The 16,981-nt window shown below is 62.1% G+C and carries 15 protein-coding genes; 12 read left to right on the top strand and 3 right to left on the bottom strand.

Annotated features, from left to right (window positions below; translation table 11 throughout):
* Position 1 precedes the first annotated feature (1 nt).
* Positions 2-529, top strand: coding sequence for a DUF5667 domain-containing protein (locus NZ746_02890; protein ID MCS6816309.1), 528 nt, complete (start codon positions 2-4; stop codon positions 527-529).
* Positions 530-541: 12 nt separating this feature from the next.
* Here the strand turns inward: NZ746_02890 and moaA are convergent, their stop codons facing one another.
* Positions 542-1,552: a GTP 3',8-cyclase MoaA gene (moaA, locus tag NZ746_02885; protein ID MCS6816308.1), complete on the bottom strand. Its 1,011-nt coding sequence runs from the start codon at positions 1,550-1,552 to the stop codon at positions 542-544.
* 139 nt (positions 1,553-1,691) lie between these two features.
* Here moaA and NZ746_02880 point away from each other — a divergent pair, with 139 nt between their 5' ends.
* The 9 genes from NZ746_02880 to nfi all read left to right on the top strand — a co-directional run bounded on the left by NZ746_02880 (position 1,692) and on the right by nfi (position 12,241).
* On the top strand, positions 1,692-2,732 hold the full coding sequence (locus NZ746_02880; protein MCS6816307.1) for an RluA family pseudouridine synthase: 1,041 nt from the start codon (positions 1,692-1,694) through the stop codon (positions 2,730-2,732).
* A gap of 58 nt (positions 2,733-2,790) precedes the next feature.
* Entirely contained in the window at positions 2,791-3,873 is a 1,083-nt protein-coding gene (locus tag NZ746_02875) for a tagatose 1,6-diphosphate aldolase (GenBank protein MCS6816306.1), read from the top strand.
* 47 nt (positions 3,874-3,920) lie between these two features.
* Complete coding sequence (gene radC / locus NZ746_02870) at positions 3,921-4,622, top strand: DNA repair protein RadC (GenBank protein MCS6816305.1); 702 nt, start codon at positions 3,921-3,923, stop codon at positions 4,620-4,622.
* 132 nt (positions 4,623-4,754) lie between these two features.
* On the top strand, positions 4,755-6,944 hold the full coding sequence (locus NZ746_02865) for an FdhF/YdeP family oxidoreductase (protein MCS6816304.1): 2,190 nt from the start codon (positions 4,755-4,757) through the stop codon (positions 6,942-6,944).
* A gap of 29 nt (positions 6,945-6,973) precedes the next feature.
* Positions 6,974-7,828 (top strand): formate dehydrogenase accessory sulfurtransferase FdhD, encoded by an 855-nt coding sequence (gene fdhD / locus NZ746_02860; GenBank protein MCS6816303.1) that lies wholly within the window; start codon positions 6,974-6,976, stop codon positions 7,826-7,828.
* Positions 7,829-7,902: 74 nt separating this feature from the next.
* Positions 7,903-8,964, top strand: coding sequence for a recombinase RecA (recA, locus tag NZ746_02855; GenBank protein MCS6816302.1), 1,062 nt, complete (start codon positions 7,903-7,905; stop codon positions 8,962-8,964).
* Positions 8,965-8,976: 12 nt separating this feature from the next.
* A complete protein-coding gene (nadB, locus tag NZ746_02850) occupies positions 8,977-10,536 on the top strand; it encodes an L-aspartate oxidase (protein ID MCS6816301.1) in 1,560 nt (519 codons plus the stop codon).
* Complete coding sequence (locus tag NZ746_02845; GenBank protein MCS6816300.1) at positions 10,536-11,537, top strand: TerC family protein; 1,002 nt, start codon at positions 10,536-10,538, stop codon at positions 11,535-11,537. The genes nadB and NZ746_02845 overlap by 1 nt, the downstream gene beginning before the upstream one ends.
* Entirely contained in the window at positions 11,534-12,241 is a 708-nt protein-coding gene (gene nfi / locus NZ746_02840; GenBank protein ID MCS6816299.1) for a deoxyribonuclease V, read from the top strand. Before NZ746_02845 ends, nfi begins: the two co-directional genes overlap by 4 nt.
* A gap of 11 nt (positions 12,242-12,252) precedes the next feature.
* On the opposite strand, the gene ftsY is transcribed toward nfi, so the two are convergent.
* The gene (ftsY, locus tag NZ746_02835) at positions 12,253-13,278 is read right to left on the bottom strand and encodes a signal recognition particle-docking protein FtsY (GenBank protein ID MCS6816298.1); all 1,026 of its coding nucleotides are present in this window, start codon (positions 13,276-13,278) and stop codon (positions 12,253-12,255) included.
* Positions 13,279-13,408: 130 nt separating this feature from the next.
* Between ftsY and NZ746_02830 the strand changes: the two genes are divergently transcribed.
* Positions 13,409-13,657, top strand: a complete 249-nt coding sequence (locus NZ746_02830) for a hypothetical protein (GenBank protein MCS6816297.1) — start codon at positions 13,409-13,411, stop codon at positions 13,655-13,657.
* A 65-nt stretch (positions 13,658-13,722) separates the two neighbouring features.
* A complete protein-coding gene (lysS, locus tag NZ746_02825; GenBank protein ID MCS6816296.1) occupies positions 13,723-15,288 on the top strand; it encodes a lysine--tRNA ligase in 1,566 nt (521 codons plus the stop codon).
* 3 nt (positions 15,289-15,291) lie between these two features.
* Here lysS and NZ746_02820 read toward each other — a convergent pair whose 3' ends face one another.
* Positions 15,292-16,710, bottom strand: coding sequence for an aspartate ammonia-lyase (locus NZ746_02820; GenBank protein MCS6816295.1), 1,419 nt, complete (start codon positions 16,708-16,710; stop codon positions 15,292-15,294).
* Positions 16,711-16,981: the final 271 nt, after the last annotated feature.

Genomic DNA, 16,981 nt, shown 5'->3' with positions numbered 1-16,981 from the left:
GATGCGCTCTCGCCTCGCACGATGGATTCGCCTGGGAGCGCTCGCAGCGCTCATCGCCCTTCCGGTGGAAGGGGGAGCTGGCCCCTTCCGACAAGGGGCTGACCTCTCCGCCCTTTTGACACCCGAGGAACGAGCGCAATTCGCCCGAGAGAGGAACCCGGCCAAACAGGTTCGTCTGCTTCTGAAAATTGCGGAGAATCGCCTTCGCGACGCCAAGCGCCTCACCGACCAAGAGAGCTTCGATTCGGCTCTATCGGTGCTGCTCGCCTATCAGGCGCTCCTCGAACACGCGTTTGCGCAGATCGAAACGGTCCCCCCTGGAGGGCGACGAAAGGGCGCTTACAAGGATTTCGATCTCCATGTGCGACAACACCTCAAGGACTTGGAGCCCACCGTGCGCGCATTCCCAATGAGCTTGGCCTCCGAGGCCGAGCGCGTCCTCAAGACAGCGACGCGGTTGCGCTTTGAAGCCCTCAATGCCTTCGCGGGCGAGCGGATTCTCACGCACCCTCAACCGAAGTCGCAGTGAGGGAGGGGCCGCTCATCCCCCCAATTGGATCATCTCCCAGCGGGACTGCGCTGAGAGCAGGCGTCCGGCGCGAAGCGCTTCCCATCGCTCCTCCGAATAGCGATCGCGGCGGGCCATCCATACGCGAGAGATGGCGGCGAGGATCTCTTCGTCCGAAGCATTCCCTCGCAACAACGCTTTCACATCATAGCCCCCGGCGGAGAAGAGGCACGTCACGAGCTTCCCGTCCGACGTCAGGCGCACGCGCGTACATCCAGCACAGAACGGCTCGGTCACGGATGCGATGATGCCGATGTCTCCGCGCCCATCGGCCAATTGGTAGCGCACGGCCGTATCGCTCTCCCGTTCCCGCCCGATCTCCCGAAGCGGGAATTCCCGCGCCAGGATGCGCACGATCTCCGCCTTCGGGAGGACCTTCTCCCATCGCCAGTTGTTCGTCGTCCCGACGTCCATGTACTCGATGAATCGCAGCGCGAAGCCATGCTCGAGCGCGAATCGGGCAAGTGGGACGATATCATCCTCGTTCATCCCACGCTCGATCACAGCATTGATTTTCACCGGATGCAGACCGACGCGCTTCGCCTCGAAGAGCCCTTCGAGCACCCGCTCGAGCTGGCCCCATTGCGTGATCCGTCGGAACTTCTCGGCATCGAGTGTGTCTAAGCTCACATTCACGCGATGGAGCCCGGCCGCGCGCAATCGTTCGGCCTTCTCAGCCAGCAGCGCTCCATTGGTCGTCAGACAGAGATCGCGCACCCCAGGGATCGCCGCCAGCCGCGCGATCAAATCTTCGAGGTCGCGTCGAAGCAGCGGCTCGCCGCCCGTCAACTTGATCTTCTCTACGCCGAGCTGAACGAACAGACGTGTCAGGCGCGTGATCTCCTCGAAGGTGAGCAGTTCCTTTCGCTCCACCCATGCGTACTCCGGCAACGGCATGCAGTAGAGGCAGCGGAAATTGCATCGGTCGGTGACCGAGATGCGCAGGTCCTTCGCCGGACGCTGATATTGATCGCGCACGCTCATGTCCGCTCTCGCGGTGAGGCATTATACCGAGAAATGGGCGAGGAAGCCACGCGTCGAGAGCAACCTCCAGAAACGGACGCTCGCGGTCGCTCCGTCGCGCGTTCCTTCTGAGGCCGTCCTCTTCGTATACTTGGCGACGATGGGGGAGAAGGTGGAGCAAACCGTTCGCTTCGTCTTCCCGATCGGGGAAGCCGAAGCGCGTCAACGGCTCGACCACTTTCTGGCGCGCGCGTTCCCGCAGGTGAGCCGCGTGGTGTTACGGCGCGCGACGGCCGATGGGCGCGTGCGCGTCAATGGTCACCCCTCGCGCTCGAACTACCGATTGCGAGCGGGCGATCTCGTGACCGTCGAGATCGATCCTCGGCCGACGCCGGCGCTCGTCCCCGAACCCATTCCGCTCAATATCCTCTTCGAGGATGACGCGATCCTGATCGTGGAGAAACCGGCGGGCATGCTCGTATATCCGAACCGCGACGTGACCTCGGGCACGTTGCTGAATGCGCTCTGTCACCATCTGAGTCAACAAGCGCCGGGGACGCGTCCCGGACTAGTCCATCGCCTCGATCGCCTCACTTCGGGACTCCTCGTGATCGCGAAGACCGAATCGGCGCATCGCGTCCTGGCGCGCCACTTCCGCGAACGTCGCGTCGAGAAAACCTACCTCGCCATCGTTCACGGTGAGCTGTCCGAGAAGACGCTTCGGATCGCGCAGCCGATCGGATGGGACCCTGAGCAGTATCCGCATTGGCGGGTGATGGATTCGGGCCGAGAAGCGCTCACCGAGATACGCGTGCTGGACGCCGCGCGCGGCCTCACGCTTCTGGAAGCGCGACCGCACACCGGACGCACGCACCAGATTCGCATCCATCTGGCCGCGATCGGACATCCCCTCGTCGGCGATGCCCTCTACGGGAAGGAGGCTCACGCCGCGTTCGAAGCGTGGATGCGATGCGTGGGCCGCCGCTTCGAGCGCCATTTCCTGCACGCCGCTTCACTCGCCTTTCACCATCCGCGCACGGGTGAATGGCTCGCTTTTCACTCCCCCCCGCCGAAAGAATTCCACGAACTCTTGGAGCTGTGGCGCGCTCATTGGGACGGCGCGCAAAGCTCCAACGAGCCATCTGCACCGCGCGCGAAGCCGAGCGATACGGATGACGCCCCCTTCGCCCAGCGTCCTTGAGGAGAGCGCCGCGCTTTCGCTATTCTTGTTCGTTCATCACACGATCAGGGAGGAGAGCATGACAGAGATCTCGGCGGGAAAACTTCGCGGGCTCATGCGGCTGGCCGACGCGGCTGGCCGATTCAAGATGATGGCCATTGATCAACGCGGCTCACTCATTGAATCCCTCGCTCGCTCTTCGGGCAAGCCGAAAGAGCAAGTGACGTTCGAAGAGATCGCGCGCGTGAAACAACTGGTGACGAAGATCCTCGCGCCGATGGCGACGGCCGTGCTCACGGATCCGATCTACGGATACCCGCACTCGATCGCTTACATCCCGGGGCACGTCGGGTTGTTGCTGGCCTATGAGGAGACCGGATACGAAGCCATCGGGAAAAGCCGGTACACGAAGCTGATTGATGGGTGGAGCGCGTGGAAGGCGCGCGCGGCGGGAGCGGATGCCGTGAAGCTCCTGCTCTACTATCACCCGGACGCCGATGAGAAAGCGCGCCAGCACCAGCAGGACCTCGTGCGACGCGTCGGTCAAGAGTGCGCTGAGTTGGACATCCCGTTCCTCCTGGAGACAGTCGGTTACGCGCTCGATGGCGGCGGCACGAACACGCCCGAATATGCGCGGCAGAAACCTGGGATCGTCATCCGAAGTGCGCAGGAATTCTCCAAGCCCGAATATCGGGTGGACGTGCTGAAGTTGGAATTCCCGGCGAATCTGAAATATTGCCGCGAGTTCCAATCGGCTCCCTTCGGGAAGAAGGACGCCGAGCCCGTGTACACGCTCGAAGAGGTGAAGGCGTACTGTCGGGAGTTGAATGAAGCGGCGGGCGTTCCGTGGGTCCTCTTGAGCGCAGGCGTAGACATCGAAGAATTCCTCGAGAACACGAAGCTCGCCGTCGAGGCCGGCGCCAACGGCTTCCTCTGTGGACGCGCGATTTGGAAAGACGCCGTGGCCCTCTACCCGGATGAGGCGAAGCTTGTGCAGGCGTTGGAGACGCAGGCGCGAGAGAATTTCCGTCAGCTCAACGAAATCGCCGAGCGCGCGACGCCCTGGTTCGAGCACCGTCGCTTCGGTGGCCGCACCAATCTCCGCCTCCAGCATCAAGGGCCAGAGTGGTACCGGCGGTATCAAGCCGGCGTGCGATCGTGAACCTCGAGGGGGGATCCGAATGCGGATCCCCCCTTCGCTCGCCTCGTATGGAGACGAAAGAACCACTCCGCGAAGATGCCATCAAGTATTGGCCGCAGCATGAGCGGCCGCGCGAACGCTTGCTCAAGCAAGGGCCTGGAGCGCTGTCGGATGCGGAGCTGCTGGCCATCTTCTTGCGAACGGGCGTGAGTGGTCGCAGTGCTGTGGATCTGGCGCGCGCGCTCTTGCAACGCTTCCAAGGACTGCGCGGGCTTTTCTCCGCCGATTATCGCGAGCTGCGCGCCGTCAAGGGACTCGGCGATGCCAAGATCGCGACCCTGCTGGCCACCATCGAGCTGAGCAAGCGCTATCTGCGCGAGCAACTCGGCGAGCGGCGCGCCATTCGAAATCCCGACGATGTTTACCAGCTCTTAGCCCATTCGATGCGCGACCTCGATCACGAGGTCTTCACCGTGCTCTTTCTGAACAGCAAGAACGAGATCCTGGCCATTGAGGAAATGTTCCGCGGCACCATCAACGCCAGCTCCGTTCATCCGCGCGAAGTCATCAAGCGCGCCCTCCAGCACGGCGCCGCGGCCATCATCTGTGCGCACAATCATCCATCGGGAAATCCTGAACCGAGTCCCCAAGACCGTCGGATCACGCGCGAGCTGAAAGAGGCCTGTCGCTTGATGGAGATCTCGCTCCTCGATCATCTCGTCGTCGGCTCCAACCGCTATTGGAGCTTCGCCGAGCATGGGGAGTTGTAGTCGGCGCCTCACCGAGCCGCCTTTCGCCGGAGAGTGTGGACGAATGATTTCCGCTCGTCGTCCCCGGCGGTCCCTTCGTGCGTTGACCATGCCGATCACCGCCGGTAAACTCTTCCTCGACAGGAAGGCGGAATGCGAGGCGAGCGGAAGCGACAGATCGCGTCCTATCTGGAAGTCTTTCGCGCCGTTTGGGAGAACCGCGATCGGCTCGGCTATGCGTGGCGGATTCTGACCCAGGGCGTCTGCGATGGATGCGCGCTCGGCACTAGCGGCCTGCGCGATTGGACGATCTCTGGAATTCACCTCTGCTGGATTCGACTCCGTCTCCTCCGCCTGAATACGATGGGGCCGCTCGATATACGGCTTCTCGACGACGTGACGCGGCTGCAGGCAATGAGCGAACCCGAGTTGCGCGGATTGGGGCGTATCCCGAGGCCACTTGTGCGTCGGCGAGGCGATACTGGATTCCAACCGATCTCATGGAACGAAGCGCTGGAGCTGATCGCCGAACGCGTGCGTGCGACCACGCCCGAGCGTCTCGCCTTTTACGTGGCCTCGCGCGGCACAGTGAACGAGACTTACTACGTGGCTCAGAAGGTCGCGCGCTTGTTGGGCACGAATCATATCGATAATTCGGCGCGCGTCTGCCACGCGCCGAGCACGACGGCGCTCAAACAGACGATCGGCTACGCGGCCTCGACCTGCAGCTACCGAGATTGGATCGGGACGGACCTGCTCGTGCTCATCGGCAGCGACATCGCCAACAATCAACCGGTGGCGATGAAGTACATTCATCTGGCGAAGAAGCAAGGCACCCGCGTCGTCGTCATCAATCCCTATCGCGAGCCGGGGTTGGAGAAATATTGGGTCCCTTCCTCGCTCGACTCCGCGCTCTTCGGGACGCGGGTCGCCGACGCGTTCTTCCAGATTCGCGTCGGCGGCGACATCGCCTTTTTGAATGGCGTCCTCAAACATCTCATCGCGAACGGATGGGTGGACCGCGCGTTCATCGCGGAACATACGGAAGGCTGGGAAGAGTTGGTGCGCGCGCTGGACGAGCAGCGCTTTGAGCACCTGGAACGCCTCTCCGGCACGACGCGCGAGTGCATGTTGGATTTCGCGCGCCTGTATGCTCGCGCGCAAACGGCCGTGTTCATCTGGTCCATGGGAGTGACCATGCATGAGCACGGCGTGGCCAATGTGAAGGCCATTGTTAATCTGGCGCTGGCGCGTGGGATGATCGGACGTCCGCATTGTGGGCTCGTCGCCATTCGCGGCCACTCCGGTGTCCAAGGAGGTGCGGAGATGGGCGCTGTCCCCAATCAATTTCCGGGTGGCCTCCCGATCACCGAGCAGAGCGCGGAGCAATTGGCCGCGGAATGGGGATTCCCCGTCCCCGCCTGGCGGGGATATTTCGTCGCGGAGATGATCGAGGCGGCGCATCGGGGGGAGTTGGACGTGTTCTATCTCATTGGCAGCAATCTCACGGGCATTCTCCCCGAAAGCCAATTCGTTCGAGAAGCGCTCGCTCGCATCCCCCTGCGCGTGCATCATGACATCGTCCTCAACCCACAGATGTTCGTGGAGCCAGCCGATACGGTCCTGATCCTTCCGGCGACGACGCGCTATGAGATGGCGGGCGGCAATACGGAGACGACGACCGAACGGCGCATCCTCTTCAATCCTGAGATCCCGGGACCGCGCCTGCCCGAAGCTCGCGATGAATGGCGCGCGCTGGTGGGGATCGCTCAGCGCGTTCGCCCGGAATGGGCGGCGAAGATCGCCTTCCCTTCAACCGCAGCGATTCGAGCGGAGATCGCGCGCATCGTTCCGTTCTACGGTGGAATTCAAGACCTGCGACAGCGCGGGGATCAAATTCAATGGGGCGGCCCGCGGCTTGGCGAGGGAGGTCAATTCCCCACGCCGAGTGGAAGAGCGCGTTTCACACCGCTTGTGCCGCCGGAGCGCGAGGTTCCCGAAGGCCGTTTTCACCTGACGACTCGTCGGGGGAAGCAATTCAACAGCATGGTCTTCCATCCTCGCGATGTGCTTGCTGAGGCACATCGCGAGGACGTCATCCTCGCGCCGGAGGACATGCAGCGTCTCGGCCTTCGCGATGGTGACCCCGTCCTGGTGCGTTCGGAGGTTGGCGAATTTCATGGGCGCGCGCGCTCGGGACCAATCTATCCCGGCACGGCGATGATGTATTGGCCTGAAGCGAACGTACTCATCCCACGCGGTGCGCATGATCCCGAATGCGGCATGCCAGCCTTTCGCAGCGCGATCGTCGAAATCCTCCCGGATTTGGGGCGAACGGCATGAAGGAATTCGGTCTACTCCCTTCGGAGACAATGACGAGGGAGACGCTGGATCTCCTCTGTAGCACTGCTGCGCTCGTGGTCGGCCGAGATGGCGTCCGCGCGCGGGAAGAAATGTTGGCCGTCGAAGAACCGATGGAAGTGCGCGTGCTCCAGCACGAGGGAGGGACATGGGTCGCGCATAGCCTGGCTGTGACCATGCGCACGCCGGGCCATGATTTCGAGCTGGCCATCGGCTTCCTCTTCGCGGAAGGCGTGATTCGAAGCCGCCAAGACATTCGCGACGTCCGTTACTCTTCCGAACATGAACGCTGCAACGTCGTGGACGTCGTCCTGGCCGAAGGCGTGAAAGTGGATCCAGCGCGCCTCAGCCGGAACTTCTACACGACCTCAAGCTGCGGCATCTGTGGGAAGGCGTCGCTGGAACTCGTGCGCGCACTCGTCCGAGGATCGCTCGCGGAACCCGTTTCGGTCTCTCGCGAAGTGCTCCTCGCCCTGCCGGATCTGGCGCGACGCGCGCAAACGCTTTTCGCTCGCACTGGAGGTGTCCACGCCTCGGCGCTCTTCGACGAGCAAGGGCGACTGCTGCTGGTGCGCGAAGATGTCGGTCGTCACAACGCCATGGATAAGGTGATCGGACATTTGGTGCTCGCCGAGCGGATTCCGGCATCTCACCTGCTCGTTTTCCTCAGCGGGCGCGCGAGCTTCGAATTGGTGCAGAAGGCGCTCGTGGCCGGTATTCCGATCGTGGCTGCCGTCGGAGCGCCGAGCAGCTTGGCTGTGACCGTTGCTCGCGAGTTCGGCCTCACGCTCATCGGTTTCCTCCGAGATGGACGCTTCAACGTCTATGCTGGCGCCGAACGGCTGGCGTTCTCCTCGGGACCATGAGCATGCGTGCTGGACTTCTCAGCTCGCCCCGAAGTAAACTTCCGCTGGGGCGAACCCCTCTGGGAGAGATGGGTATGAGCGAATTGGAGAAGAAGGCCAAAGCCATCGAGATCGCCCTCGCCCAGATCGAGAAGCAATTCGGCAAGGGGGCGATCATGCGGCTCGGTGACCGAAAAGTCGAGGAGATTCCAGTCATCTCGACGACGAGCCTCAGTCTGGATGCCGCGCTGGGCGTTGGCGGCATCCCGCGTGGGCGCATCACGGAGATTTTCGGGCAGGAGGCCAGCGGCAAGACGACCCTGGCTTTGCATGTGGCTGCCGAAGCCCAGCGGCTCGGGGGCGTGGCCGCGTATATAGATGCTGAACATGCCCTGGACGCCGCATACGCCGAGAAGATCGGCGTGCGCATTGACGACTTGCTCGTCTCTCAACCCGACAGTGGCGAGCAAGCCTTGGAGATCGCCGAAGCGCTCGTCCGATCCGGCGGCGTGGATGTGCTCGTCATTGATTCGGTCGCGGCGCTGGTGCCCCGCGCGGAGTTAGAGGGCGAGATGGGGGATGCCCTTCCGGGATTGCAAGCTCGCCTTATGTCGCAAGCCCTGCGGAAATTGGCGGGAGCCGTTTACCGCTCCAACACAGCGCTCATCTTCATCAACCAGATGCGGCAGAAGATCGGCGTCATGTTCGGCTCGCCGGAGACGACGACCGGTGGTCAGGCCCTGAAATTCTACGCGAGCGTGCGTCTGGACATGCGCCGGACCAATGCCCTCAAAGATGGCGAGACGATCATCGGCAATCGCGTGAAGGTGCGCGTCGTCAAGAACAAGGTCGCGCCGCCCTTCAAAGAGGCCGAGTTCGACATGCTCTACAGCGAAGGCATCTCGCGCGAGGGAGAGATCCTGGATCTGGGCGTAGAGCATCGCATCATCGAGAAGAGCGGCGCGTGGTATTCCTACAAAGGTGAACGCCTCGGCCAGGGTCGGGAGAACGCACGCCTCTTTCTGAAGTCGAATCCCGATCTGGCGCTCACCATCGAGAACGAGATCCGACAAGCGCTCGGCTTGCCGCGGCGCGAGGCGGCACGGACGCCGGAATCGGAAGTGATGCCTTCGGCGAAAGCGAAGAAGGCGGAGTGACGCTTCCCAAGCATGCGCGAGACCGAGTTCATCGTGATCGGCAGTGGGATCGCCGGCCTGCGCGCGGCAGTGGAATTAGGGCGAGCGGGATCGGTCCTCATTCTCACCAAAGACGAGCTGACCGAATCGAGCACGAGGTACGCCCAAGGGGGGGTCGCCGTCGCCTTGAGCGACGACGATGAGATCGCCTTGCATTTCGAGGACACGCTGCGCGCGGGCGCTGGCCTGTGCGATCCCGAGGCCGTGCGCGTGCTCGTCGAGGAAGGACCGCATTACGTGCAGGAGCTGATCGAATGGGGCTGTCGCTTCGACCGAACGGGCGATCGGCTGGAATTCGGAAGAGAGGCCGCGCACTCCCGACGCCGCATCGTTCACGCGCGAGGAGATGCGACCGGACGCGAGATCGTGCGGACCTTGCTTGAGCGCCTGCACGATTTGCCGGACGTCGAAATTCTCCCTCATGCTTTCGCCCTACGTTTGCTCATTCAGGAAGGAACGTGTGTGGGCGTACAGTATGTGGATACGCGCGCACGCACGTCCCATACGGTCCGGGCGCATGCGGTCATCCTCACCACCGGAGGCGCCGGACACATCTACGCGCAAACGACCAACCCCGATGTCGTCACCGGTGAAGGGATGGCGATGGCGTATGAGGCCGGCGCTCTCCTCGCCGACATGGAGTTCGTTCAATTCCATCCGACGGCACTGCATTGGGAGGGAGCACCGCGCTTTCTCCTGAGCGAAGCCCTGCGGGGCGAAGGCGGCGTCTTGCGCAACCGCTTCGGCGAACGCTTCATGCCGCGATACCATGAGCAGGCTGAGTTGGCTCCGCGCGATGTCGTCGCGCGCGCCATTGTGAGCGAGCTACAGCGGACGCAAGCCGCGTGCGTCTATCTCGATCTCACGCATTTGCCGTCCCATTTCCTGCGCGAGCGGTTCCCACGCATCTACGAGACGTGCCGACGCTATGGCCTGGACCTGACGCGCGAATGGATCCCCGTCAGTCCAGCGGCGCACTACTTCATGGGTGGCGTGCGCACGGATCTGGACGGATGGACGGGGATCGCGGGCTTGTTCGCAGCCGGCGAGGTGAGCTGCACGGGCGTGCACGGCGCCAATCGCTTAGCCAGCAACTCGCTGCTCGAAGGCCTGGTCTTCGGCGCGCGCGCGGCTCGTCGCGCGCTGGCGACTCCACCTGCTTCGACACCGGCTCCCTTGACGTGGCCGGAGCTGAATCCTGAGGAGGCCGCCATAGATCGGGCGATCGCTGAGCGCATCCGAACGCTCATGTGGGAAGCCGTCGGCCTCATCCGCCACGGTGACGCGCTACGCTCGGCCATAAATGAATTGGAGCGATTGCGCATGACCGCGCCCACGCTCGCCGCACGCCATATCGCCACGGTCGCTTGGCTCGTCGCTCGCGCCGCTCTCTTCCGAGAAGAGAGTCGCGGCGCGCACTTCCGCGCCGATTTCCCTACTCCGGATGATGCTCATTGGCGCTGCCATTCCATCCAACACCGCGATCGCGGCATCTTCACTCATCCCATTGGAACGGAGGTCTTCTCGCAATGATGGGACATGAGCTGTGGCTCTGGATCGCCTTCAATCTCTTCGTGATCGCCATGCTCGCGCTCGACCTCGGCGTCTTCCACCGTCGAGCGCACGTCATCGAGTTGAAGGAAGCGCTCGGTTGGAGCGCGTTCTGGATCGTCTTGGCCGTGCTCTTTAACATCGGCGTCTACTTCTGGTTCGGTCGAGTCTCTGCGCTCGAATTCCTCACGGGCTATCTCATCGAGAAGTCGCTCAGCATGGATAACGTCTTCGTCTTCGCGCTCATCTTCACGTATTTTCGCGTCCCGGCGCTCTATCAGCACAAGGTCCTCTTCTGGGGCATCCTCGGAGCGTTAATCATGCGGTTCCTCTTCATCCTCGCAGGGGTCACGCTGATCCAGAAGTTCCACTGGATGATCTACGTCTTCGGCGCTCTCCTCATCGTGACCGGTGTGCGCATGGCCCGCGAGAAGGAGAAGGAGATTCATCCGGAGCGGAATCCCGTCCTTCGACTCGCCCGCCGACTCGTCCCGATCACGCGGCGCTATGTGGATGGACGATTCTTCATCCGCAGGATGAAACGGACGTTCGCGACTCCACTGTTCGTCGTCCTGATCGTCGTTGAGACGACTGACCTCGTCTTCGCTGTGGACTCGATTCCGGCGATTCTGGCCATCACGCACGATCCCTTCATCGTCTACACGTCGAACGTCTTCGCCATTCTGGGCCTGCGAGCACTCTATTTCGCGCTGGCCGGGCTCATGCGCATCTTCCACTATTTGCACTACGGCCTCTCGATCATCCTCGTCTTCGTCGGGGTGAAGATGCTCATCTCGGACCTCTACAAGATTCCCATCGGCATCGCGCTGGGCGTCGTCGCCACCGTCCTGACCGTTTCGGTCCTCCTCTCGATTTGGCGGCCGGCGAAGGCCGTTCCGGCTGTCGCGGCCGATCCGCCGGAGACGATCTCCGAGGAAGCGACTCAGCCCTATACCTCCTCGCCGGAGAAATCGGTGCGATGAGAATCAGGGACCTGCACCCGTGGGACGTCTCGCCGCGTGAAGCCATGGAGATTCAGCTTCAGCTGCGCGAGCAGTTGCGCTTCACGCCGCTTGCGCTCGAGCGCGTGCGATGGGTCGCCGGCGCTGACGTCTCCTTCGACAAAGGCTCGGATACGATCTTCGCTGCCGTCGTCGTGTTGGAGCTGCCGCATCTGGCGGTCGTCGAGGAAGCAGCAGTGACGACAGTGACACGATTCCCCTACATTCCGGGCCTGCTCTCGTTTCGAGAAGCGCCGGCCGTGCTGCGAGCGTTCGAGAAGCTGACGCGATGGCCGGACGCGCTGCTGCTGGACGGTCAAGGGCTAGCGCACCCACGGCGCATGGGTCTGGCTTGCCATTTGGGGTTGTTGCTCGATCTACCGGCCGTCGGATGCGCGAAGAGCTTGCTGATCGGCACCTATCAAGAACCAGCTCCAGAGGCCGGCAGCTTTTCGCCTTTGCTCGACCGTGGGGAAGTCGTCGGCGTCGCCCTGCGGACGAAAGACAACACGAGTCCGATGTTCGTCTCGCCCGGCCACAAGGTAGATCTGGAGAGCGCAATTCGGCTGGTCTTACGCTGCGTTGCCGGACATCGCCAACCGGAGCCGACGCGTCAGGCGCATCTGCTCGTCAATCGCCTCCGCCGAGGTGAAGGTCCGACGCCAATGACGGGGCGGCTCTTCTGAACTCACGCCGCTCATCCCTCGAAGAGGCTGCGGACGTACGCCTCTGGAGAGAATTCGATGAGGTCCTCTATCCCCTCGCCGACGCCCACGTAGTGAATGGGTAGTCCCAACTCTTTCGCAATGGCGATGACAATCCCCCCCTTGGCCGTTCCGTCGAGCTTGGTCAGGACCAACCCCGTGACCCGAACGGCCTCCAGAAAGCGCCGCGCTTGCTCCAAGCCGTTTTGCCCCGTCACGGCATCCAGCACGAGCAAAACATCATGCGGAGCGCCTTCGACTTCGCGCGCAGCGACGCGGCACATCTTTTGAAGCTCTTGCATGAGATTGACCTTCGTGTGCAAGCGTCCGGCCGTATCCGCGATCACCACATCCGTTTGACGAGCCTTGGCCGAGCGCAGCGCATCGAAGAGCACAGCGGCCGGATCAGCCCCCGGTTGTTGCCCGATCATCGGGACGCCCGCACGTTCGGCCCAAATCTCCAGTTGATCCGTCGCCGCCGCACGAAATGTATCGGCGCCGCAGAGCAACACGCCGAACCCCTGACGCTTCAACCGATACGCGAGCTTGCCGATGGTCGTCGTCTTCCCCGTCCCATTGACGCCGACGACCAGGATCACATACGGACGCACATCCGAGCGTCGCAGACGCTCTTCAGGGAATGGGCTCTCGCCTCGAACGGTGTTCTTCAAAACGGCGAGCAACTCCGACTGGATGAATCCCCTCAAGGCATCCAAGTCGCGCAACGCTTCTCGATCGAGGGCGACCCGCGCCTTCTCGAGGATCTCCATCACCGTGCGCGGCCCCATGTCGGTGGCGATGAGCGTCTCCTCCAATTCTTCCAGCACAGCCGGATCAATCGCCCGCTTCCCCTGCGCGAGGTCTTGAAACCGCTCGATCAGCTGCTGGCGGGTGCGCGCGACGGCGCGCTTGAATCGCTGGAGTAATCCCGACGCTTGGTCCGACCCTTCGGAGGAAGCCTCCACGCCCCCTGAGAACAAACTCGTGATCTCCTCTCGTTCTCTTCGCCAGAATCCCATAGCTTGTCGCCCTTCCTCGATATCCAAAGGAGCAAAAATACCACTGCCCTCGAGGCAGGTCAACGTCATCCCCAGATGCGGGGTCGCTCTCAAGACGCGCGTCGTGCTATAGTCCTTACCGGAGACGGCGATGGGACGCTATCGGGCGGAAGTCATGGAGGAGCTGAAACGCTTCGGACTACTTCCGACGGACCGGACGCCGCCGGAGCTTGTGCGCGAGCAGCTCAACGATCTCTACTGCTACGAGCTGCGACGGCTGCGCGATCGGCGGCGCGCGGGAGAGTTTCCCAAGGGGGAATACGCTGAGCGGGTGCGCTGCCTACGCGAGAAATATGCCTTGCTGGGGCGCCCGCTGAACCTGTGGATCGAACGAGAATAACATGCAGGCGTCCTTGACCAGTTCACCCCCCCTGACTAGCATCATCCCTCTCGCTGCCCAGGAGGATGAAAACCAAAGGAGGCATCAACCGAATGCGTCGGGGAATTTTCGGCGAAGAGAATGAGCTGATCGTGCAACGGCGGAAGAACTTCGAGGTGATTTGTGCGCTCGGGTTCGATCCGTATCCCCACAAATTCGAGCGCACGCATACGATCACCGAGATCGTCCGGACTTACGGTCACTACGCGGGAGCGAAGCCGCCTGAGGAGTTGGAGCGAGTGAATGCTGAGCTGCGACAGATCGCCGTGCGCATCGCCGGTCGGATGATGACGACGCGCTTGATGGGACGCGCGGCCTTCGCGCATCTCTCCGATGGTGACCAGCGGCTCCAGATCTACATTCGAAGCAATGAGGTGAGCGAGCGGGAGTGGCAGTTGTACAACCATCTCGATTTGGGCGATATCATCGGCGCCGAAGGATACCTATTTGTGACGCGCACGGGAGAACTGACCGTCCACGTCCAACGGCTCCATTTCCTGGCGAAAGCCTTCCTTCCGCTGCCGGAGAAATGGCACGGCCTTCAGGACATCGAGACGCGATATCGGCAACGGTATCTCGACCTGATCGCGAACCGTGCTTCGCGCGAGGTCTTCGTGCGGCGCGCGCAGATCATCAAGGAGATTCGGCGCTTCTTCGACGAACGGGGATACATCGAGGTGGAGACGCCGATGCTCACGCCATTGGCGACGGGAGCGGCCGCTCGTCCTTTCATTACGCACCACAATGCGCTCGATATGGATCTCTACGCGCGCATCGCTCCGGAGCTGTATCTGAAGCGGTTGATCGTTGGAGGATTCGAGAAGGTGTACGAGCTGAATCGGAATTTCCGGAACGAGGGCCTCTCCACTAAGCACAATCCGGAATTCACGATGCTCGAATTCTATGAGGCCTACAGTGATTACGAAGACCTCATGGAGCTGACCGAAGAGCTGCTCACGCATTTGGCGCGCACCGTTTGCGGCTCGCTCATCATTGAATACGCCGGACATCGCATAGACCTCACGCGCCCCTGGCGTCGCCTGACGATCAAAGACGCGATCCTGCAATATTGGCCCGAAACGGTGCCGGCGCCGACGCCCCAGGATTTAGACGCGCCCGAGCGCTTACCGGAGTTACTGCACGCCGTCGGCGGACGTTGCGACCCGCGATGGAATCATGCGCAGATGCTCGGGAAGCTCTTCGAATATATCGCCGAGGAGAAGCTCATTCAGCCCACGTTCATCGTGGGCTATCCGACGGAGCTGAGTCCACTGGCGAAGCAGAGCGAAGAGAATCCGGCCATCGTGCACCGCTTCGAGTTGTACATTGGTGGCCTGGAGATCGCCAATGCCTTCTGCGAGTTGAACGATCCGGCAGAGCAATATCGGCGCTTCGAGCAACAGATGCGCCTGCGCGAGCGCGGGGATGAGGAGGCCATGGTCATGGATGAAGACTTCATTCGCGCTTTGGGCTACGGCATGCCCCCAACGGCGGGCGAAGGGATCGGTATTGATCGGCTCGTCATGCTCCTGACCAATCAACGCTCGATCCGCGACGTCATCCTCTTCCCCCACATGCGGCCGGAACGATAGCGGTCATGCTCCCGACGAAGGCTCGGATTCCGCCCCCACGGGTCCCCCCTCGGCCATCGCTTCGACATCGAGCGCGCGACGGAGTTCCTCCTCGCTCATCCATCCCCATTCTCGAACGATCTCCCGAATGGTCTTACGCGTCGAGAGCAGCTCGCGCGCCACGCGAGCAGCGCGTTCGTAGCCGAGACGTGGGGCGAGCGCCGTCACCAAAGCAGGACTGCCCTCGGCATAATACCGGCAGCGTTCCGCATGAGCGCGAATCCCCACGACGGCTTTCTGGGTAAAAACGCGCACGGCATTGGTCAAGAGCTTCGCCGAGAGGAGCAGATCGAAGGCGATCACCGGCATCATCACGTTCAACTCGAACTCCCCGTGAGCGGCCGCCAGCGCGATGGTCGTATCGTTCCCAATGACTTGAAAGCACACCATCGTCATCATCTCGGGCATGACGGGATTGACCTTGCCCGGCATGATCGAGGAGCCCGGCTGAAGCGCCGGTAGCTCGATCTCCGCCAATCCCGCGATCGGCCCCGAGGCCATCAGCCGCAGATCGTCGCAGATCTTGATCATATCCAGCGCCAACCCTCGCATCGCCCCGGAGACAGCGACAAAGGGCGCCATACTTTGCATCGCCGCCATCAAATCCTCGGCAGGACTCAGCTCCTCTCCCGTCTCTCGCTTCAACTCCTCGATGACGCGGAAGCGGAAGGCCGGATGCGCGTTCAACCCCGTCCCGACGGCCGTGCCCCCGATGCCCAGCACGCGCAATTCTTCGAGAGCCTGTCGCAGGCGCCGAGCGTGCTCCTCGACAATGCGCCCATAGGCATGAAACTCTCGTCCCAAACGAACCGGAACAGCATCCTGAAGATGCGTGCGTCCAGCTTTCACGACGTCACGGAATTCCTCCCCTTTGCCACGGAACGCGCGAGCCAATTCCTCCAGATGCTCGAGCAAAGGACGCGCGACCTCCAGCGCCGCCAGACGCATTGCCGTCGGCATGACATCGTTCGTGGACTGCCCCCGATTCACATGGTCGTTCGGATGCACGAACGAATACTCCCCTCGACGTCCGCCGAGGATCTCGTTGGCCCGATTCGCCAACACCTCGTTCACGTTCATGTGAAAGGACACCCCAGCGCCGGAATTGAAAACGTCCACAACGAATTGATCATCGAACCGCCCGGCCAGCACTTCATCGGCCGCCATGATGATCGCGCGCGCGATGGGTTCCTCCACAAGCCCCAGCTCCGCATTGACCCGAGCCGCACACTTTTTGATCCGGACCATCGCCCGAATCATCTCGGGAAATGGACGCCAGCCACTGATCGGATAATTCTCCAGCGCCCGCACCGTCTGAATGCCATAGTAGACGTCGGCCGGAATGGCTCGCTCTCCGAGACTGTCCCGTTCGATTCTCTCCATAGCGGCTCCCTCCGAGGATTAGTGCACCACATGTCGCGGGAAAGTGCCAGTGATATGAGAGGCGCTCGTTCGTGAAGGATTTCTCCCCTTGCCATGGCTCGGAAGATGAGCTAAAAAAGGCGCATGCGAAATCGTAGAGTCTCCAGAGGATGTCCTTGGGAAAGTGGCTGGAGGCTTCAATGACCCGTCGGACGCTCACTGGAGGCATGTGGAGAGTGGCGAGAGCCTGGGCATCGGATCTATGGATCGGATATATGGCCTGATGAGGAGT

It is taken from the genome of Blastocatellia bacterium, assembly GCA_025055075.1.
Taxonomy (GTDB): domain Bacteria; phylum Acidobacteriota; class Blastocatellia; order HR10; family HR10; genus HR10.
This window is presented reverse-complemented; position numbering and strand designations above follow the sequence as displayed.

Bases quoted from the DNA above. Each gene is read 5' to 3' on its own strand.
- NZ746_02890 (MCS6816309.1), top strand. From the start codon at position 2: ATGCGCTCTCGCCTCGCACGATGGATTCGCCTGGGAGCGCTCGCAGCG.
- moaA (MCS6816308.1), bottom strand. From the start codon at position 1,552: ATGAGCGTGCGCGATCAATATCAGCGTCCGGCGAAGGACCTGCGCATC.
- NZ746_02880 (MCS6816307.1), top strand. From the start codon at position 1,692: ATGGGGGAGAAGGTGGAGCAAACCGTTCGCTTCGTCTTCCCGATCGGG.
- NZ746_02875 (MCS6816306.1), top strand. From the start codon at position 2,791: ATGACAGAGATCTCGGCGGGAAAACTTCGCGGGCTCATGCGGCTGGCC.
- radC (MCS6816305.1), top strand. From the start codon at position 3,921: ATGGAGACGAAAGAACCACTCCGCGAAGATGCCATCAAGTATTGGCCG.
- NZ746_02865 (MCS6816304.1), top strand. From the start codon at position 4,755: ATGCGAGGCGAGCGGAAGCGACAGATCGCGTCCTATCTGGAAGTCTTT.
- fdhD (MCS6816303.1), top strand. From the start codon at position 6,974: ATGACGAGGGAGACGCTGGATCTCCTCTGTAGCACTGCTGCGCTCGTG.
- recA (MCS6816302.1), top strand. From the start codon at position 7,903: ATGAGCGAATTGGAGAAGAAGGCCAAAGCCATCGAGATCGCCCTCGCC.
- nadB (MCS6816301.1), top strand. From the start codon at position 8,977: ATGCGCGAGACCGAGTTCATCGTGATCGGCAGTGGGATCGCCGGCCTG.
- NZ746_02845 (MCS6816300.1), top strand. From the start codon at position 10,536: ATGGGACATGAGCTGTGGCTCTGGATCGCCTTCAATCTCTTCGTGATC.
- nfi (MCS6816299.1), top strand. From the start codon at position 11,534: ATGAGAATCAGGGACCTGCACCCGTGGGACGTCTCGCCGCGTGAAGCC.
- ftsY (MCS6816298.1), bottom strand. From the start codon at position 13,278: ATGGGATTCTGGCGAAGAGAACGAGAGGAGATCACGAGTTTGTTCTCA.
- NZ746_02830 (MCS6816297.1), top strand. From the start codon at position 13,409: ATGGGACGCTATCGGGCGGAAGTCATGGAGGAGCTGAAACGCTTCGGA.
- lysS (MCS6816296.1), top strand. From the start codon at position 13,723: ATGAAAACCAAAGGAGGCATCAACCGAATGCGTCGGGGAATTTTCGGC.
- NZ746_02820 (MCS6816295.1), bottom strand. From the start codon at position 16,710: ATGGAGAGAATCGAACGGGACAGTCTCGGAGAGCGAGCCATTCCGGCC.